The sequence below is a fragment of the Bacillus sp. JJ1562 genome, from assembly GCF_036962705.1.
GTDB lineage: Bacteria > Bacillota > Bacilli > Bacillales > Bacillaceae_L > Ferdinandcohnia.
On record NZ_JBALOQ010000034.1, the window covers coordinates 1 to 19,439 of the forward strand.

Annotated in this window: 16 protein-coding genes and 1 pseudogene; 2 read left to right on the plus strand and 15 right to left on the minus strand. The window is 39.6% G+C overall.

Features of this window, described 5'->3' with window-relative positions; translation table 11 throughout:
* Positions 1-272 precede the first annotated feature (272 nt).
* Positions 273-1,268: a zinc-binding dehydrogenase gene (locus V7097_RS18580; protein WP_335705137.1), complete on the plus strand. Its 996-nt coding sequence runs from the start codon at positions 273-275 to the stop codon at positions 1,266-1,268.
* Positions 1,269-1,302: 34 nt separating this feature from the next.
* Here V7097_RS18580 and V7097_RS18585 read toward each other — a convergent pair whose 3' ends face one another.
* From V7097_RS18585 to V7097_RS18600, 4 genes are all read right to left on the minus strand, one after another.
* On the minus strand, positions 1,303-2,046 hold the full coding sequence (locus V7097_RS18585) for a hypothetical protein (protein ID WP_335705138.1): 744 nt from the start codon (positions 2,044-2,046) through the stop codon (positions 1,303-1,305).
* Positions 2,047-2,095: 49 nt separating this feature from the next.
* Positions 2,096-3,361, minus strand: a complete 1,266-nt coding sequence (kynU, locus tag V7097_RS18590; RefSeq protein WP_335705139.1) for a kynureninase — start codon at positions 3,359-3,361, stop codon at positions 2,096-2,098.
* A 12-nt stretch (positions 3,362-3,373) separates the two neighbouring features.
* Complete coding sequence (locus V7097_RS18595; RefSeq protein WP_335705140.1) at positions 3,374-4,519, minus strand: GNAT family N-acetyltransferase; 1,146 nt, start codon at positions 4,517-4,519, stop codon at positions 3,374-3,376.
* Positions 4,520-4,581: 62 nt separating this feature from the next.
* Positions 4,582-4,782 carry a hypothetical protein gene (locus tag V7097_RS18600; RefSeq protein ID WP_335705141.1) on the minus strand — a complete coding sequence of 67 codons (201 nt, stop codon included), beginning with the start codon at positions 4,780-4,782 and terminating at the stop codon, positions 4,582-4,584.
* Positions 4,783-4,921: 139 nt separating this feature from the next.
* Here V7097_RS18600 and V7097_RS18605 point away from each other — a divergent pair, with 139 nt between their 5' ends.
* Positions 4,922-5,239: a hypothetical protein gene (locus V7097_RS18605; protein ID WP_335705142.1), complete on the plus strand. Its 318-nt coding sequence runs from the start codon at positions 4,922-4,924 to the stop codon at positions 5,237-5,239.
* A gap of 355 nt (positions 5,240-5,594) precedes the next feature.
* On the opposite strand, the gene ald is transcribed toward V7097_RS18605, so the two are convergent.
* The 11 genes and pseudogenes from ald to V7097_RS18660 all read right to left on the minus strand — a co-directional run.
* Positions 5,595-6,698: an alanine dehydrogenase gene (gene ald / locus V7097_RS18610; protein ID WP_335705143.1), complete on the minus strand. Its 1,104-nt coding sequence runs from the start codon at positions 6,696-6,698 to the stop codon at positions 5,595-5,597.
* An 89-nt stretch (positions 6,699-6,787) separates the two neighbouring features.
* Positions 6,788-8,140, minus strand: a complete 1,353-nt coding sequence (locus V7097_RS18615; RefSeq protein ID WP_335705144.1) for an aspartate aminotransferase family protein — start codon at positions 8,138-8,140, stop codon at positions 6,788-6,790.
* A 23-nt stretch (positions 8,141-8,163) separates the two neighbouring features.
* Positions 8,164-9,630: a CoA-acylating methylmalonate-semialdehyde dehydrogenase gene (locus V7097_RS18620; RefSeq protein WP_335705145.1), complete on the minus strand. Its 1,467-nt coding sequence runs from the start codon at positions 9,628-9,630 to the stop codon at positions 8,164-8,166.
* Between the two features lie 175 nt (positions 9,631-9,805).
* Positions 9,806-11,413, minus strand: coding sequence for a PucR family transcriptional regulator (locus V7097_RS18625; protein ID WP_335705146.1), 1,608 nt, complete (start codon positions 11,411-11,413; stop codon positions 9,806-9,808).
* A 174-nt stretch (positions 11,414-11,587) separates the two neighbouring features.
* Positions 11,588-11,800, minus strand: a complete 213-nt coding sequence (locus V7097_RS18630) for a hypothetical protein (protein ID WP_335705147.1) — start codon at positions 11,798-11,800, stop codon at positions 11,588-11,590.
* A gap of 22 nt (positions 11,801-11,822) precedes the next feature.
* Positions 11,823-13,145, minus strand: coding sequence for a solute carrier family 23 protein (locus V7097_RS18635; RefSeq protein WP_335705148.1), 1,323 nt, complete (start codon positions 13,143-13,145; stop codon positions 11,823-11,825).
* Between the two features lie 73 nt (positions 13,146-13,218).
* Complete coding sequence (locus V7097_RS18640) at positions 13,219-14,694, minus strand: NCS1 family transporter (RefSeq protein WP_335705149.1); 1,476 nt, start codon at positions 14,692-14,694, stop codon at positions 13,219-13,221.
* A 117-nt stretch (positions 14,695-14,811) separates the two neighbouring features.
* A complete protein-coding gene (gene hydA, locus V7097_RS18645) occupies positions 14,812-16,230 on the minus strand; it encodes a dihydropyrimidinase (RefSeq protein WP_335705150.1) in 1,419 nt (472 codons plus the stop codon).
* A 24-nt stretch (positions 16,231-16,254) separates the two neighbouring features.
* Complete coding sequence (gene preA, locus V7097_RS18650) at positions 16,255-17,538, minus strand: NAD-dependent dihydropyrimidine dehydrogenase subunit PreA (RefSeq protein WP_335705151.1); 1,284 nt, start codon at positions 17,536-17,538, stop codon at positions 16,255-16,257.
* A gap of 29 nt (positions 17,539-17,567) precedes the next feature.
* Positions 17,568-18,938, minus strand: coding sequence for an NAD(P)-dependent oxidoreductase (locus tag V7097_RS18655; protein ID WP_335705152.1), 1,371 nt, complete (start codon positions 18,936-18,938; stop codon positions 17,568-17,570).
* Between the two features lie 87 nt (positions 18,939-19,025).
* Positions 19,026-19,145: pseudogene (locus V7097_RS18660) on the minus strand (acyltransferase); the annotation flags it as partial.
* Between the last annotated feature and the right edge of the window lie 294 nt (positions 19,146-19,439).

Here is a 19,439-nt window from a genome sequence, read left to right on the forward strand (position 1 = left end):
AGCAATCGGGCACGAATCACAACTTTGCATTACCCTTTTTCCGCCTTAACTTAGCAATCGGGCACGCATCACTATTTTGCGTTACCGTTTTTCCATCTTAATCTAGCAATCAGGCACAAATCACTATCTTGCATTACCCTTTTTCCACCCTTACCTAGCAAACGTGTACAAAACATCACCTTCACCTTTCCCTCCCAATCCAATAAGTTGAAATCTTCTGTACAATTCTATTAAAATAAAACTATCATTTTGACAAATTAGGAGGGGAAAACATGAAAGCGTTTTTGCATCACAAAGTTGCTGGAATAGACGGAACATCCTATTCAGATATCGAAGAATTAGAACCAAAACTAGGTGAAGTAAAGGTCAAGCTAAAAAGTGCAGGCCTCAATCACCGGGATTTATTTGTTCTACATAGACATAAAGAAACAGAGCCACCTCTAGTGATTGGCTCAGACGGAGCTGGGATTGTGGAGGCAGTTGGTCCTGGTGTTGATAACATAAAAGTTGGTGATGAAGTTGTCATCAATCCTTCATTAGGCTGGAAAGAAAACAGTGATGCACCACCTGAAGGTCACGAGATTCTTGGTTTACCCGACCACGGAACCTTCGCTGAAAAAATCACGATTTCAGCGGATAATATAGGTCCAAAGCCGGCGCATTTATCGTGGGATGAGGCAGGTGTTCTGTCACTTGCAGCCATGACTGCTTATCGTGCACTATTCACTCGAGCGCAGGTAAAACCAACCGATACGATCCTTCTACCAGGAATCGGCAGTGGCGCGGTTACTTTCCTTTTACTTTTTGCAAAGGCAGTTGGGGCTCGAGTCATCGTAACTTCACGCTCTGAAGCGAAGCTAAAACAAGCTCTAGAATTAGGTGCGGATGTTGCAATTGACAGCAATAGCGACTGGAATGAATCATTAAACGGTGAAAAAGTGGATATCGTGGTTGAAACAGTAGGAGCAGCTACCTTCCATAAATCTCTTGGACAACTCCGGAAAGGTGGAAAAATAGTCACATTTGGTGCTTCTGCTGGGGATACTGTGGACTTTAATCTTCGTGAGTTTTTCTATGGTCAATATACTTTACTCGGCTCAACGATGGCGAGTACCGAAGAATTCAATGAAATGCTTCAATTTGTCAATGAACATAAAATAAAACCAGTACTTGATAAAGTGTATTCACTCAAAGAAGCTGCAAAAGCTTTGCAACGGATTGATGAGGCCGAACAGTTCGGAAAAATTGCGATTAAAATAGAAGATTAACGAACACTGCACCCCATCCATAGGGTGCAGTTTTTTATGAAAAATAAGTGGCTAGCTTTCGTTTCATTTGTTCTTTGTTCTTCGCAAATTGTCGATGACGATGCCCATTACCTCCTGATGTATGTGGAAAACCATATAGCACGGAATCGGGTGATACATAGCCTTTTTCCGCAAAAAAGTTAAAAACCCCTGTCACATTCACCCCTAAGGGGATGATGAGTGGATTTTGAATACTCACCAATTCCTTTGTAAAACTTTCCATAATATACTTCTTTAACAGCTCCGTTTTTAACATCTTTGGAGTAGAACCACTGTAGTTTTTTCCCTTATAAAAGACTGGATATCTAATAACTGAAGCTGTTTGAACGAGGTGACTTGCCGCCCGAAATAGCTCACTCGTAGATGCAATTTCTAAATAGGAGTGCAAACCCAGCTCGTCCAACATTTGAATCAGATTTTTCCTCATCGGTCCTTCAAAGCTCGAGTTTTTCTTGACTTGATGAAGAAGCTGTTCATCTGATAGATCCTTATTTTTCGGATCGAGAATCGTTGAAAATGATTTTTTCATTTGGTGCATCCCCGGGGTAATACCTACAATCATAACTTTTGCAGCTTCATTCACGTATTCAAACGGAGCATAGTAGATCTCGAGATGTTTTTTTTCATCCTTGTCCAATAAGAATGTCTCACTTTTTAAATCTTCTTCTTTATAGTCCTCTGGCAAGGACATCATTTTATTTTTAAATGTGTCAAACTTTGAATCGGGTACGATTGTCATTTGAATACCTCCTTCAAGATGTAAAAGGTATACCGAAAATTGGTATACCTTAAGCCACCACGTCCCGTTCATTTTTAAATTTTTCGTATTGCTTTTCTTCCATTATTGTTTTTAACATTTGCACGACATTCCAAACGTCCTCGAAGGAATTATAGAGGGGAACAGGTGCAAGCCGGATCATATTTGGCGCGCGGAAGTCAGGAATAATCCCATTTTCTTTTAGTGCCTTGCAAATACGTGCTGCTTCCTTATGCTCAAGACTAACATGGCCGCCCCTAACAGAATCCTCACGCGGTGAGCCAATCGTAAATCCCATCCCCGCAAGTTCTGAATCGATTAGTTCAATTAAAAAATTCGTCAATAACAGGGATTTTGTCCTTATTTGTTCGATCCCTGCCTCTGCAAACATATCAAGCGAACCAAGTAAAGGAGCCAAGCTTAGCACATGTGGGGTCCCGATTTGAAAAGCACCGGCATTGTCCGCAGGCGTAAAAGAATGCTCCATATCAAACTGCTTCTCTTTATCTGATCCAAACCAACCAGCAAGGCCAGGTAGCACGCCAAAATGCTTGCGATTCACATACAACCCAGCAACCGCCCCTGGTCCCCCATTAAGATGTTTATAATTACACCAAAAAGCAAAATCCACGTCCCATTCCGAAAACGAATGAGGGATTGCGCCAACTGAATGACAGCTATCAAATCCAATTAAAATGCCACGTTTATGTGCTTCAGCAATTAAGTGCTTCATATCCAAAATTTGACCACTGCGATACAAAATCGATGGTAAAACCACCAACGCTACTTCGTCAGTCATTGCCTCGATGATATCGTCTTCTGCCAAGTACCCACCATCACGACTTTTAACCCGAACAAGATGTTCTTCAGGATTTAACCCGTGAATCCGAAGCTGGCTTTGAAGGGCGTAAATATCAGATGGAAAATTCAATTCATCCGCTACAATCTTGGTACGTTTCCCTTTTGGCTGATAAAAAGTCGCAACTAACTGATGCAGGTTAACAGTTGTTGAGCCCGTTACAATAACCTCCTCAGGAGAAGCACCTACAAGTGGAGCAAGTTGTTCGCTTGCCTTTTCCGACATATAAAACCACGGTTGCCTTCCCTGTGTCCAGCCATCAATCCCATATTCCTTCCAATCCTCCAAAGAATCGAGTAGTGATTGTTCCGCTCGCTTTGATAAAAGTCCAAGCGAGTTTCCGTCCATATAAATGGTATTTGGTTGCAGATAAAATTCATCGCGAAACTTGGCCAGCGGATCTTCCTTATCCAGTTTCCTTGCACGTTGTAAAAACATGGATTTCCTCCCTTAAAAATAGTCGTACATATAGGCCTGTCGATTCGGTACCATTTTTTCAAAAGCTTCAAGATCGCTCTCATCCCCGCTAATCATACCCGCTTCAAATAATTCAGTCGGACGCTTGTGACCAAAGAGTGTTGTTGACAATGCATTGACGGACAGCTTTAATGCCCCTTCTGTTTCATTAGTAATGCGCACCACACCCTCTTTTACAAGGAATGTTTTTTCATTCCATCGTGCAAATGGGTCTGTTATTTTGAGCTTTAAGGTTTCATTTCTAGCAAATTTATATTCTTTTAAAAAGGACTCAACATCGACAATTCGAACCATAAAATATGGGGAAACCTCACGTTTCACAGTTTTTTGTTTCTTTAACGCAAAAAATAATGGTTCTTTTTCATAGGTTATCATTTCGAGTTCTGAAATCATCGAGTCATGCTGACATATAAAATTCCACAATCCACGACGCGCCTCAAAATTAATCGGGACAAACTCTTCAACAATCATCTTGTTGTCCTTCGATTCATAAAGGATGTAACCAATAGGCTGTTCAAATGCATCATAGTAAACGGCAATATTCAGGTCGTCAATCACACTCTTCCACCATTCATCCTCACGAACGAGCATCCCTGAGAACTGAGTCGCATATTGCGCATAAATCCATTTAAGATCATCCAAATTGACATTCTCAAAAAAATAACGCTTCACAGAACCCTCTACAGGGTCAAGCGTGACTAAATCAGAACGCTGATGAACCGTTTTTAAGCGATTGCAAAAAAGCTCCCATCCATATTTCCGGTAAAAAGAAACATCAAACGGATGCAGCATTGAAATGGTAAAGCCCTGAGCCTTCATCGTTTCAAGCGCATATGTAAGCAATTCATTCACATAGCCTCTTCTTCGGTATTCCGGATATGTCGCCACACCTGCAATTCCGCCCACTTTATAAGATTGGTCACCTACATATGTTGTAAGTGGGATGAGATGAAACTTTGCAGCTAACATTTTATTTTCATAGATTCCATAAATTTGATGCTTTCTAAGATTCTTGAAGATTTCTTCAAGCCGTTCTTCGGACACTTTATACTGAAACGCGTATTCTGATAAACGAACGGAATCCATAAATCGATCTTCTGTAATTCTCTCGATTGCCATACTCCAACAACTCCAATATATGTAATGAAAAAATCTATCCTAATTCAAACAGATACTCATATTTACTCACAATTAACATCGGTTAGGCTAAAGATATGTTTTTCCTCGAAAATGACCGTTCCACCTTTATCCATGCAGCTTTCCGCTATCTGCATGTTTATTTTGTGGTTATCCCTGATTTCTAGTATTATTACAATCCCAAAAGTTACGATTAGAAGACTCCCAATGATTGCAATGAGAAGATTTCGTCTGCTTTTACTCATTCCACCACCCCTACTTTAGGGTATCATAATTATCACTTTTTCGATTGTGATTTTTCGCAATATTTGTAAAAATATTTTTATGGATTTTTAGTTTCATCCGATGTATGATAGTAACATTAACAATGGGGAGATGGTAAATTTGAGGAAACATTTAGCTCTTGCCATCATTATGTTTGTTGCGATCATGTCATTGTCAGTCACAATCGCACACTCCCATGCCTTTAAAGCATCAGACATTCAAGAGAATACGATAACAATTAATGGTGTATCGTACGACAATCTTACTTTCAATGATGATGGTAAACTAAAGATTTCTTGGGTATTTTTCTCCATTACCTCGATTTTAATCGTCCTTCAATGGATGGTTAAGAACATCGATGTGAACCAATCCATTCGAAAATTCATTTGGATTACGCCCATTTTTTATCAATCGAATTATGTGGTGAAGGCTCTTTGATTTTTTAAATTTTAAAAATCAAGGAGGAGAAAAATTATGTGGTTTCGATTTATTATGATTGGATTATGTTCCTTAACGGTGACTAGTTTGTTCATTTTTCAAGGAATTGAAATAACCCAGGCATTTAAAGACTTTTTTACTAATAAATAATGAAGAAAACGAATGTAGAATCGAGGTTCTACATTCGTTTTTTTATCATGTGCTATCTTTATAGTTGTGCGATACAATAGCTCAGTATCTAGAGAAATATCCTCAAAGGTTGAAAATTCCTTTGGATTATGGCTGATTCCATCCTTACAACGGACACTCCTTGTAAATGGTTAGTGTTTAGACATTCATAGCATCAGGCTCCTTGTTAAATGGTAGTTACATATGGTAGATTATGTGCTTTGGCAACCCCTTCATAAACGATCTTTCCACCGATCACATTTAGCCCTTTTTGTAAAGATTTATTTTCTGTAAAAGCTCGTTCAAAGCCTTTATTTGCAATTTGGAGAATGTATGGGACCGTAACATTTGTAAGTGCCATAGTAGATGTTCTCGGAACAGCACCGGGCATATTTCCAACTGCATAATGAACGACTCCATGTTTCGTATATGTAGGATTAGCATGTGTTGTAACATGGGTGGCTGTTTCGAAAATACCGCCTTGATCAATTGCAACATCCACAATAACTGACCCTTCCTCCATTAAACGAACCATTTCTGTAGTCACTAGCTTTGGTGCCTTAGCACCAGGAATCAATACAGCACCAATCACAAGGTCTGATTCTGCCACCGCTTGCCCAATCGTATAAGAATTAGACATTAGTGTCGTAATGGAATTTCCAAAAATATCATCTAACTCTCGTAATCTTGTTGGACTGACATCTAATAGCGAAACTTGTGCACCAAGACCCACAGCTATTTTTGCAGCGTTCATTCCGACTACCCCACCACCAATGATGGTAACTTTCCCCCGACTTACCCCAGGAACACCACCTAGAAGAACTCCTTTACCCCCTTTTGTTTTTTCAAGAAATGATGCGCCAATTTGGGTAGCCATTCGACCAGCTACCTCACTCATTGGAGTAAGCAGAGGAAGACTGCGATCCTCTAATTGCACAGTTTCATAGGCAATCGCAACAACATTCTTTTGCATCAAGTTTTGAGTTAACTCTCGATCGGCCGCTAAATGCAAATACGTAAATAAGATGAGTCCGTCATAAAAATACTGATATTCCTCTTGAATCGGCTCTTTTACCTTTATCACCATATCGCAAGCCCATACATCAGCAGCCGATTGTACAATAGTTGCCCCAGCTTCCAAATAAAGTTCATCAAAAAATCCTGAGTTCATACCAGCACCGGTTTCAATAAAAACCGTGTGATTATGTTGAACTAGCTGTATGACACCAGCAGGAGTCAGTGCCACACGATTTTCATTATTCTTAATTTCCTTAGGTACTCCAATCCTCATCCCCATCCACCTTTCTCTATCGATTTTCTTAAAAAAACACTCGCAATCAATTGCAAAAATTAGATTACGAGTGTGGGAGACATATTTTTTTACAAGGTCATAATTTCTTCTATTACAGTCCTTTGGACAAATTCTAAGTCTTCCTCGGAAATCGAAAGAGGAGGAGCGAGGGTTAATACATTGTTGTACCCTGCTACTGTTGCCCCATTTTTCCCGATAATAAGACCCTTCTTCATACAGCCACCTATTATCTTGTTGACTTGGCCAACTTCAAGTGGTTCTTTCGTTTGTTTATCCTTGACTAGTTCAAGCCCTATCAATAAACCTTTTCCTCTAATATCACCAACATTTGGATGATCCGCTAAAGCTGCTGTAAGACTATCTTTTAATCTAGCGCCAAGATCTTGTGAGCGATCAAAAAGCTTTTCATTTTCCATAATTTCTAGATTTTTAAGTGCTAAAGCACAAGCTGCTGGATTTCCTCCGAACGTATTAACATGGCGGAAGTAATCATATTCCTCAGAACCTTTAAATGCTTCATAAATTTCCTTTCTGACGGCAGTTGCAGATAATGGAAGATACGCACTTGTAATGCCCTTCGCCATTGTAATGATATCTGGCTTCACCCCATAGTTCATAAAACCAAATGCTTTGCCGGTACGTCCGAACCCACAAATGACCTCATCCACAATTAGAAGTGCTCCATGTTTTTCACATACTTCCTTTACCCCTGCCATGTATTGTTCAGGTGGGACAATGACACCACCACCAGTAATAATTGGTTCCATGATTACCCCTGCTATCGTTTCACTAAGCTCCCATGTCATTATGCGGTCGACATCTTTAACTGATTGTAAGTCCGATGCTTTTGCATCTACTTTTTCATCTGAACGATATAGATCAGGTGGTGCTACATGGAGAAATCCTGGTGCAAGTGGTTCATATTTATACTTTCGTTGCGCTTGCCCCGTTGCAGCAAGCGATCCCATTGAATTACCATGGTAGGCCCGATAGCGTGAGATAAATTTGTAACGGGAATGATCCCCTTTTTGCTGATGGTACTGCCTAACTAGTTTAAAAGCCATTTCATTTGCTTCCGAACCACTATTTGAGAAGAAAATGACATACTCGTCTCCAAGCATTTCATTTAACTTTTCAGCGAGTTTAATTGCAGGTTCGTGACTTTGTGTTAATGGAAAATAGGCCATTTCTTTGAGCTGTTCGTGTGCAGCATCAGCTAGCTCCTTTCTCCCATACCCCACATTTACACACCAAAGCCCTGACATTCCATCGAGATATCGCTTTCCATTGTGGTCTGTTACCCAGGATCCTTCTGCTTTCTGAATCACAAGAGTTGAATTAGGATTATATGGCTTCATTGAGTGCCATACATAATCCTTATCCTTTGTTAAAAGGTCTTCTCCATGTGTAACCTTTGTCATCCACTACTTCCCCCCTAACATTTTTAATAATCGAATCGAGATGTAATCATCTTTTTACGTGTATAAAAATTTACTCCATCCTTTCCGTTTACATGAAGGTCGCCATAGAAGGAGTCCTTCCAACCAGAGAATGGAAAAAATGCCATTGTCGCTGGTACTCCAACATTGATTCCAAGCATTCCTGCTTCTGCTTCTTCCCTAAATTGTCTTACTGCCCTTGCATCCTTTGTATAGATGGTTGCACCGTTTCCAAAACGTGACTTTCGTATATAGTCAAGACCTTCGTCTAAATCCTTTGCACGTAAGAGACTTAAAACAGGTGCAAAGATTTCCTCTTTTGCAATGGTCATATCTGGTGTTACATGGTCAAAAATGGTGGGTCCCAAAAAGTTTCCTTCCGGCATTTCGTCCATTTCTTTTCTTCCATCTCGAATGAGTTCCGCACCTTCTTCAAGTCCCTTTTTCACATAGCCAAGAACTTTATTAAGATGGGACTCGCGGATAACAGGTGTTAAAAGCACCTCATCGTCCATTCCATTCCCAATCGTTAGCTTATCTGCAGAATCCTTTAGCGCAGATACAAATCTTTCACCGTCCCCGACAACGACAACTGCACTACAAGCCATACAACGTTGTCCTGCACTTCCAAATGTAGAGCTGATAATATTTGCTACCGCTTTTTCCATATCTGCATCTGGCATGACTATATGATGGTTTTTTGCACCTGATAAGGCTTGAACCCGCTTTCCATGTGCTGCCGCACGTTCATACACATATTTTGCAACTGGCTGAGAGCCTACAAAAGAAATGGCACTTACATTTGGATGTTCTAACAAACCATTAACAACATCATGTGCTCCATGAACAACGTTCAACACTCCTTTTGGTGCCCCTGCTTCTGTAAATAAACGTGCAAGCTCATTTGCAAGCATTGGAGTCCGTTCAGATGGCTTTAAAACAAAGGTATTTCCACAGGCAATGGCTAACGGGAACATCCACATCGGAACCATCATTGGGAAGTTAAATGGGGTAATTCCACCTACTACTCCCAATGGATATCGGAACATTTCAGAGTCTATATCCTCAGCAATGTTTGATAACGTCTCCCCCATCATTAAAGTCGGGGCTCCTGCAGCAAATTCCACACATTCTATCCCTCTTAGCACCTCTCCATGAGCTTCCTTATATGCTTTACCGTTTTCTTGAACAACGAGTCTTGCTAATCTTTCATGATTCTCTGTTAGTAAATAGTGATATTTGTATAAGATCCTCGCCCGCTTTGGAACGGGAGTGTTTTTCCAGGTTTTAAAAGCTTCTCTAGCAGCTTTTACAGCCTGGTCTACATCTTCCTTTGAAGAAAGCGGTACACGTGCTAATGTTTCTTTTGTTGCAGGATTCGGAACCTCTAGTGTTTCAGTTCCAAGCGCATCCACCCATTCTCCATTTATATAATTTTTTAGTACAACAGTTTCATTTTTAACTACTGTCATATTTCGTACAGCCTCCTTTTTGTAAATTGTACTTTTTCGTTATTCCTAACCTATAGGTTAATTATCCTTCAAGTTGAAAGTGCTTTCATTAGACATTCTGTAAAATAACCGCTTGTAATTTTTCTACATTTTGATTGATACTTTTGACCTAAAAAACCCACTAAATTCTAGTGGGCTATAAAACTTCCTTCTTCTCTTTTAATTGTTTGGATGAAACTAAAAATTCGTATGATAAAATCATAAACTCAATCGCAAGCCGTTTTTCATGGCTCATAAAGTCTGAGCCTAATAGTTTTTCCAGCTTTTGAATACGGTGATATAGTGTTTGCCTCACAATAAATAAGCGCTTTGCAGTTTCTTGCTTAGAGCCATTACAGGATAAATAAGTTTTAAGTGTGTCCATGAGCTTTCCATTATTTTTTTTATCATGGGCAATAACTGGTTCTAAATACTCTAAAACGACCTCCTGCAAATCAATATGCCGATGAAGCAATGAGATAAGCCGGAAAATATGTAAGTCATCGTAAAAATAGCTCTGTGCTGGAATCGACATCCGATTTTGAATTCGAATGGTTTCTAAAGCAGTTTGATAGCTTTTATGTACATCAGCTAACTCTTCTACAAATTTTCCAATCCCAAATACCGGTTGAGCTTTGTTATTTCTACGCTGCAATTCTGAGTTTAGTAACCTCCGGATTCCCTCCTGAACTCTCGTTTTCCATGTCGTAGTGTTTCGTTCATTTAGAATGATTAAAACAATTGTGTTTCTTTTTTCAGCGACAAAAAGTGTAAAACCCTGTTGTTCAAAAATAGCCCGAAGAAACATTTTAAAATACGTCAAATCACTTGTTGAATACTCATCGGTTGGATCTATTTTACAAATACAAACAACGGCTCCTTTTGGTTTACTCGTTGAAGTGAGTGCTAAATATTCACTGATGGATTCTTCGCTTTGTTCACCTTCTAACCAATCATTGATCCATTCGGTAGTTTCCACCCTTTGCTTTTCCTCAACATAAAGGTTACGAAGGAAAAGCTGTGCAAGAGCAGTTGCTGTTCGATCTAAAATAAGGTGGTCAAATTCGGTTAATTCTCTTTCCTCAGAAATGATCGCCAATTCTGCATAACGATCGCCCAATAAATGAATGGCGATTTTCGCCACGCAGGTAGAGTCGTCTGACTGAGACCTTATTAATTCTAGTAGTTTCATTCGTTTTTGTTCTGTAGCTTCTGGAATAAATTGATTTTCATTGTTATTAAAGAGGATGAGTACTTGAACTTGGAGGTAGCTTCTAATAAATTTTAGAATGTCAGCATAATGATCGATTGATAATAATCTTTTATTTAATGCTTGTGAGTAATTTTCAAGGTTGGTTATCATTTGGTATTGGCGGTTAATAAGAAGTCCATGGATGTCTTGCGTAATTTCAACAAACGGTACTTCTTTTAAAAATAAGATAATTGGAAATTGGGACTTGTTCGCGATGTCAATAATTTCTGGTGGAATCGATGAGGTGTATATTCCTAATTCAATACAAATTCCTGCTGCATGTGAATCAATTAATTGCTCGATGACTGAGATGAATTTCTCTTTATTGTCCCTCCATGCAACACCTGTTGAAAGAATTAATTCATTTCCATTTAAGAGATTTCGAATATTTGTTACTTCAACAACGTGGACCCATTTTACTTGTCGTCCGAGTCCCTCTTTCCCCGCTATCACTTTACTGCTTTCAAAGTGCTTCCGACTTAAAATATCTTCAACGGTAATAGATGATTTCAATCTACAGCTCCCCTATATTGAATTTTCAGATTAATTTCATTATAAACGATTATGTGAATTAAAGGGGTGTTTTTCCAAATCTTTTTATTACAACAAAGTTGATGTCAATAAAAAAACCAGTATCTTTCAATTTACAGATACTGGTTTTCCATTATTTTTTGTCCAATACTACGCTTATGCGCCTTCCTTTTGTTGCTTGATTAGCATCACTGCAAAATATTTACGCCCTTCAGGTGTTATAACATGTAAAGTCTCTTTTTCATCTTTTTTCTCAAAATCTACAAATGCCCCGCTAAGGTTTTCAATGATATTTGCAATTTTATAGCCTTTTTGAAGTAAAAAGTCTATTTTGTCTCTCTCTTGTAAAAAGACTTGGTATTCTGACATGTTTTGACACTCCTCGTTTTTCTTATAGTGAAGTTGTTTTATGATCTAACTCAACCTCATACATATTGACGTCATCATCAACTGCCCCTCCAGGTATGGCCCAATTTAATAGAACTCCCAAAATTGCTGACAGTGCCATGGCATGAATTTCAAAGTTAGCTGAGAACTTCATGATCGCCCCACCGATCCCAACAACGAGAATGACGGAAGAAATAATCAGGTTACGCTTATCATCCAAATCTACTTTACTATCAACGAGCATCCGTAACCCAGAAGCAGCAATGATCCCGAATAATAGAAGGGAAATTCCACCCATTACTGCTGTTGGTATCGAACTAATGAGTGCAGTAATTTTACCAATAAACCCAAACAGTATTGCAAACACGGCTGCTCCACCGATAACGAAAACGCTAAATACTCTTGTGATGGCTAGTACGCCAATATTTTCGCCGTATGTGGTATTCGGAGGACCGCCCATTAACGCTGCTAGCATGGTGGCAAGACCATCTCCCATAATCGAACGATGTAAACCAGGCCTTTGAATTAAATCTTTATGAACAACCTTACTTAATACCATTTGATGTCCAATATGTTCAGATAAGGTAACGATCGAAACAGGTACCATTAGAGCAATAATACTTAGTGTCACGCCGGGGGAATAATGAACAAACGGAAAAAGAAAATCGGGCATTTCGAAAATCTTCGCGGACTTTACACCAGATAGATCAACTAACCCGACAATGGCAGCATATATATATCCTCCGACAATACCAATTAATACAGGAATTAAATTTAAAAAGCCTTTAAGAAAGATGGAGCTTAAAATCACAATCAACAAGGTTACTAATGCAACCGAAAAATGAAGTAAGCTATATTCACCATTAGCGTTATTCATTGCCATACCGACTGCTGTTGGTGCAAGGCTAAGTCCGATTACAATGATAACAGGTCCAACGACAACTGGTGGCAGTAATTTAATCAGCCATTTATGGCCAGTAGCTTTGATGGCTAACGCAACAATCCCGTATACAAGACCTGCTAAAAAACTTCCAATCATTGCTGCACCTGGACCATCTGCCGCGGTTGCGGCAATGATTGGCGCGATAAAGGCAAATGAGGAACCAACATATGCAGGAACTTGCCCCTTCGTAATAATGAGAAAAGTGATCGTACCAACTCCACTTGAAATAAGGGCTACACCTGGGGATAACCCAACAAGATACGGAACTAAGATGGTTGCACCGAACATAGCAAACAAATGCTGGATGCTTAAAACTAAAAACTTACCTGGCGGCGGAGACTCATGTATATCCAAAACAACCTTCTTCGAATCTACACTGCTCAATTCTAATCCCCCTTTACCTTTGAATTGCTAAAATGATTTAACTATTTTCTTTGTATAATCCATATCGAAAAAACTACATCTTTGAGTCAACTGTTGTTTCTGGTACAACCACAACTTTTTCTTCTTCTGAGATTTCCCAGTCACGCCCCACTGTAATCCCTAAATATTTCTCATCATCTGGGTCATCAATTTCTGCCTGAGTAAATTTTTTGAAATACCAATATTTCGCTAATACATAGTAAATAACCGCACCTACACCAAATCCGACAAAAAAAGAATATGCAGAGAAGAAATATGAAGCAATCCCTCCAATGATCCAAGCAAGCATACCTGCCCAGTTGATTCCATTTGAATATCTGTACTGTCCCTTGGTTTCATAAAGCTCTGGAACATTAACCCTCCTTTTTCTTAGGAGGTAGTAATCCGTAAATAAAATACCGACTATGGCTGATAGAATTCCCCCAATAATTAGAAGAGCTGGAATGATGACTCCAAATAATTTCCAAGGTTGAACAAGTAAACCTATAATACCTGCTGTAATGACCCCTGCCCAAAATGGAAATTTTGGTCCTCCAACGTTTGAGAAGATGGTTGCGGCAGGTACTACGTTGGCAGCCGTGTTTGTGGACCATTGTGCGAGTATAATCATTAATAAAAGGATGACTAACACGAATCCTCCTGCTGCTTCCTGCAGTGCAACAACAGGGTCATAATTTAAAACAGCCACATACGCAACCGCACCAATGATAATCATTAATAAGTTAACTAGTGGCATAACGACTACATTACCTGCAATTTGTGCCTTGTTTCGTTTAAACCAATTTCTTTCATACTTTGGAGCTTTAAAGAATCTGGATAACGAAGGCATATCTGCAGCAAGTGTGGCCCAAAAGCCCATGTTTGCCATTACAACAACCATAAATGCAGTCAACGCAGCAGTTCCATTTACTGGACTTTCCACCCATGTCCAAATATCTCGACCTTGGTCAGCGGCTTTTCCTGAAAGGGAAATGAACATCCAAAACGAGATGAGTAAGATGATTGGAGCAGCTAAATCTGCAAATCTCTCAATTGCTTTCATTCCAAGAGCGGTGTTCACTAACTGGGCAGCGGCAAATAGTAAAAAACAGATAAACCAGTTATCGAATCCAACAAGAATGTTTAAGATCGCATTCATGGCGGTTGCACCAAAATAGGTATTAATTCCAAACCAACAAGAAGCTGTGACACCACGTACTACCGAGGGTATATGAGTTCCAATTGTTCCGAAGGGAGCCCGCATATAGACCGGAAACGAGAGTCCATGCTCTACTCCGATATCACCGATAAACGTCATGAAAAGCCCAATTAACACAGAGCCGATAATAGTTGCTACAATCACCCATCCAAGTGGTAAATGCCTAATGCCATCTCCACCGATTGCGAAAGCAGCTAGTACAATTGCCATACCTACCCAAATTAAGGAGAAACCAAACGCACCTATCTTCCTAGCTCCATACCCAATTGGAAACAAATCTGGAGATTTCAAAGAATTACTACTTTTTTTCATTACAACACCCTCTCTTAAAATTATTTTAAATATTCTGAATAATTATCGTATAAACTCACCTCTTTTCCTTCTCTAAATGAAGGAAGGAGTTTTACTTCCTCCTTCCTTCATCTACCTTTACAATGTAACCGTTTTATCCTTTATAACTTCATAATGATTACCGTATTTTGCACGTTTAATAAATTGACCTGCTCCTAGTTTTCCAACGAACTGTTTATCACGGACAACAAATTCCCCTCTAGAAAGAACAGATACTGGTTCGCCGGTAAACTTCATACCTTCAAATGCACTGTAATCGACTGCCATATGATGGGTTTCAGCTGAAATTGTTCGCTCGATATTAGGGTCAAAAATTACAATATCTGCGTCCCCTCCGACCGCTATTGTACCCTTCTTCGGATACAATCCAAATAGCTTTGCAACCCTAGTAGATGTTAAATCCACAAACTGATTTAATGTAATTCTTCCTTTTTTGACACCCTCTGAGAAAAGAACTGTTAAGCGATCTTCAATCATTGGTCCCCCATTAGGAATCTTCGAGAAATCTCCTAAACCAAGCTCCTTTTGTCCTTTAAAATCAAATGAACATTGATCTGAACCGAATGTTTGAAGCTGCCCGGTTCGAAGTGCATTCCATAATACATCTTGATTCCATTTTTCACGTAGTGGTGGTGACCAGACGTATTTGGCTCCTTCAAAATTCGGTTTTTCGAGATAGGATTGGTCAAGGACTAAATATTGTGGACAAGTTTCCCCCCACACGTCAAAGCCTTTCTCTCTCGCTTCTGTAATTGCTTTTACAGCATCGGCACATGATACATGAACCACATAAAGCTGAGAATTCGCAAGTCCTGCAAAGGTTGCGGCTCTCTCTGTAGCCTCCCCTTCAATTTCCTGTGGTCGAGTTAACGCATGATAGATTGGATCAGTATTTCCTTCACTGAGCGCCTTTTTCACAAGATAGTCAATGACGTCTCCATTTTCAGCGTGAACCATGACTAAGGCACCTAATTCTTTAGCCGCAACTAGTGTTTTAAATAAGGTTTCATCATCTGCTTGTAGCACATTTTTATAGGCCATAAATACTTTAAAGGATGTGATCCCTTCATTTTCAATAACGGATGGAAGCTCATTTAATACTGCATCCGTTACTTCTCCAATTGAAAGGTGAAAGCCGTAGTCAATAACTGCTTTGCCCTGTGACTTCCCATGCCACGTATTAATTGCATCTTTTAAAGGCTCTCCTTTATTGGATAAGCAAAAATCAATAATCGTCGTTGTTCCTCCAAAGGCAGCCGCAATTGTCCCGGTTTCAAAATCATCCTTTGTTACAGTACCTCCAAAAGGCATTTCTAGATGAGTATGAGGATCAATCCCACCTGGAAAAACATAGCATCCATTTGCATCAACTACTTCTGCACCTTCAGTAGAAAGATTCATTCCGATTTGACTGATCACACCATTTTCAACAAGAATTTCTGCTTGATAAGTATCTGTTGCTGTTACGATGGTTCCATTTTTAATTACCTTCTTCATCATTGGCCTCCCCAGAAAAACGATTTATTTTACTGTGTCTACCTTACAACTAGCTGCACCAAGAGCCGCCTGACGCTCATTCCATGTCATTGGAGGTAATCCGCTTGGGATTTCAACCATATCAATTGCTCCATCAACTGGACAAACGATTGAACACAGGTTACAGCCAACACAGTCTTCTTCTCTGACCTTTAGAATGTTGTAGCCATTTCCGTCCTTAAGCATGTCGATACACTGATGCGAAGTATCTTCACACGCAATATGACACTTATTGCAATTTATACAAACATCATTATTGATGCGGGCAACAATTTTATAGTTTAAGTCAAGGTCACCCCAGTCAGAATACCTCGGAACCGTTTTTCCAACAATATCCATGACAGAAGCAATCCCTTTTTGATCAAGATAGTTATCTAACCCTTCAATAATGTCCTCCACAATTCTAAAGCCATGATGCATAGCAGCAGTACACACCTGAACTCCTGAAGCACCCATCAGCATAAATTCAACCGCATCCTGCCAGGTTGAAATTCCACCTATGCCAGAAATCGGAACATTGATATGAGGGCTTCTTGCACAATCAGCGACCATATTAAGAGCGATCGGTTTTACCGCAGGACCACAATATCCACCATGTGCACCTTTGCCTCCGACATGAGGAATCGTGTTCCACGTGTCCAAATCAACACCAGCCAAACTATTTATTGTATTGATCATGCTAATCGCATCAGCGCCTCCTCTAGTGGCAGCCTCTGCTGTAGCAGTAATATCTGTAATGTTTGGCGTTAGCTTTACAATAACTGGAGTTTGAGCTACTTCTTTCACCCAATAGGTTTGTTGTTCTACTAGGGAAGGCACCTGTCCGGATGCAGAACCCATCCCTCTTTCAGCCATTCCATGTGGACAGCCAAAGTTGAGTTCTAATCCATCTACGCCCACTTCTTCCACTCGTTTTACGATTTCATGCCATTTTTCTTGTGTAGGCTCAACCATTAAGGAGGCAATAATTGTGTGATTTGGAAAAAGCTTCTTTGTTTCTTTTATTTCTTTTAAGTTCACCTCAAGTGGACGATCAGAGATTAGTTCAATATTGTTAAAACCCGCAACACGTTGCCCATTAAAACTAACCGCTCCAAATCGTGACGTTACATTTAAAATGGGGTCACCTAATGTCTTCCACACCGCTCCACCCCATCCAGCATCAAATGCACGTTGGACCTGATAACCGGAATTGGTTGGAGGAGCAGATGCTAACCAAAACGGATTAGGGGATTCTATTCCTGCTAGATTAATTCGTAAATCAGCCATTGATAAACCTCCTTTTGCCTTTTCGATTTTTACGCAATTTCGGAAACTGCCCCAAACATTGCTTTATGAATGGCATATGCTGCATCTTTACCCTGCTGTGCAGCAGAAACAACCATTGCTTCGCCTTGACCCTTTCCAAAAATAACATCACCACATGCAAATACTTTTTTATTTGATGTTTGGAGGGTCTCTTTATTGATTTTCACAACTCCACCGTCATGCTCAAGGCCAAATTGTTCAATAAGCTCTATATATCTTGTTTGCCCAATTGCTTTAATAACCGCATCAACTTTTAATATGAACTCAGAGCCCTCAACCGGTACTGGACGTCTTCTTCCATCTACTCCTGGCTTACCAAGTTCCATTTTGATACATTCGATTGCTTTAACACGACCTTGTTCGTCACCTATGATTCTCTTAGGCGCAGTGAGCCATCTAAACTCAACACCGTCCTGTTTGGCAAATTCATATTCAAAATCATAGGCAGTCATTTCCTCAATTGTTCTTCTGTAAAGGATTTTTACATTTTCAGCCCCTAATCTGACTGAACAAGTTGCACCATCAATTGCGGTGTTACCAGCACCTATCACGACAACCCTCTTACCTAAGAAACGGTCAGAAATTGGTTTTGTTTTTGTTTCTTTTACAAAATCGATCGCATCATACACTTCATCTAACTCTTCCCCGTCAATACCAAGGGAAGGGACCTTTGACATGCCGATTGCTAGAATGACAGCATCGAAGTTTTCAAGGATTTCATCTACCGAAATATCCTTTCCAACTCTAGTGTTGGTTCGTATTTTCACATCTAAGCTTTCTACCTGCTTAACCTCCCAGTATGATATTTCCTGTGGAAGTCTAAAAGAAACGATACCGTATGTGTTTAGGCCACCAGCGATTTTTTCTGCTTCAAAAATAGTAACATCATAGCCGAGTAAACCTAGTTCCCTTGCTGCAGAAAGTCCAGCAGGACCGCCACCGACAATGGCAACCGTTTTTCCATTTTTCATACCCGGTTCAAAAAGGACCTGTTCATTTCGAATTGCCCAGTCCGTTGCATATCTTTGTAAATTACCAATCATAATTGGTTTTGTGGAATGATTTAAGACACAGGCCCCCTCACAAAGCTCCTCTGTTGGGCAAACACGGGCACAGCTTGCTCCGATAGGGTTGGACGTCATAATGGTTTTAGCTGATCCTTTTAGGTTTCCAGAAGCGATCTTTTTAATAAAGGTAGGGATGTCAATTCCAGTTGGGCATGCAGTAATACATGGGGCATCATAGCAATATAGGCAGCGATTAGATTCTTCAATTGCTTCTCGATTGGTTAGAGCAGGGTTTACTTCATTGAAGTTCATTCTTAAATCCCCATATGAAATTCTAGCGTTTGATTGGCTCATAGATTTACCTCCTTTTATATCTTTTTCATATTTATTAAGAATGGGCTTTACCACTTAGTTCACGTAAAGCCCACATTCTTAGTTCTATTAAGGTAAAAACTCTGTCATTTCTTGATATGTTTCAGGTCTACGATCTCGATAGAATTGCCGTGTATTACGAACCTCTCGTATCATCTTCTTATTTTCTTCACCTATAATGACCTCATCTACTATAATTGCAATAATAATAAACTCACCACGAGAAAGCGTTTCCATTTTTAGCTCTTTTGAAATAACTTAATAATTGAAGTGGTGTTATTTTCCTAAAGATATGAACTTTGTGTCTATTTTACTTTTTTCCAGTTATGATTGCATTATACAGAGTGTTAAAAGATATAAGCTGTTTTCTACCCATAATGTAAAAAAGAGCGAGAGATTAGAATCACTATCATTATGACTTCTAACCTTCGCTCTGTTTATTTTTATAAATTTCCACTCATTTCGAGGAACTACTTTATATTT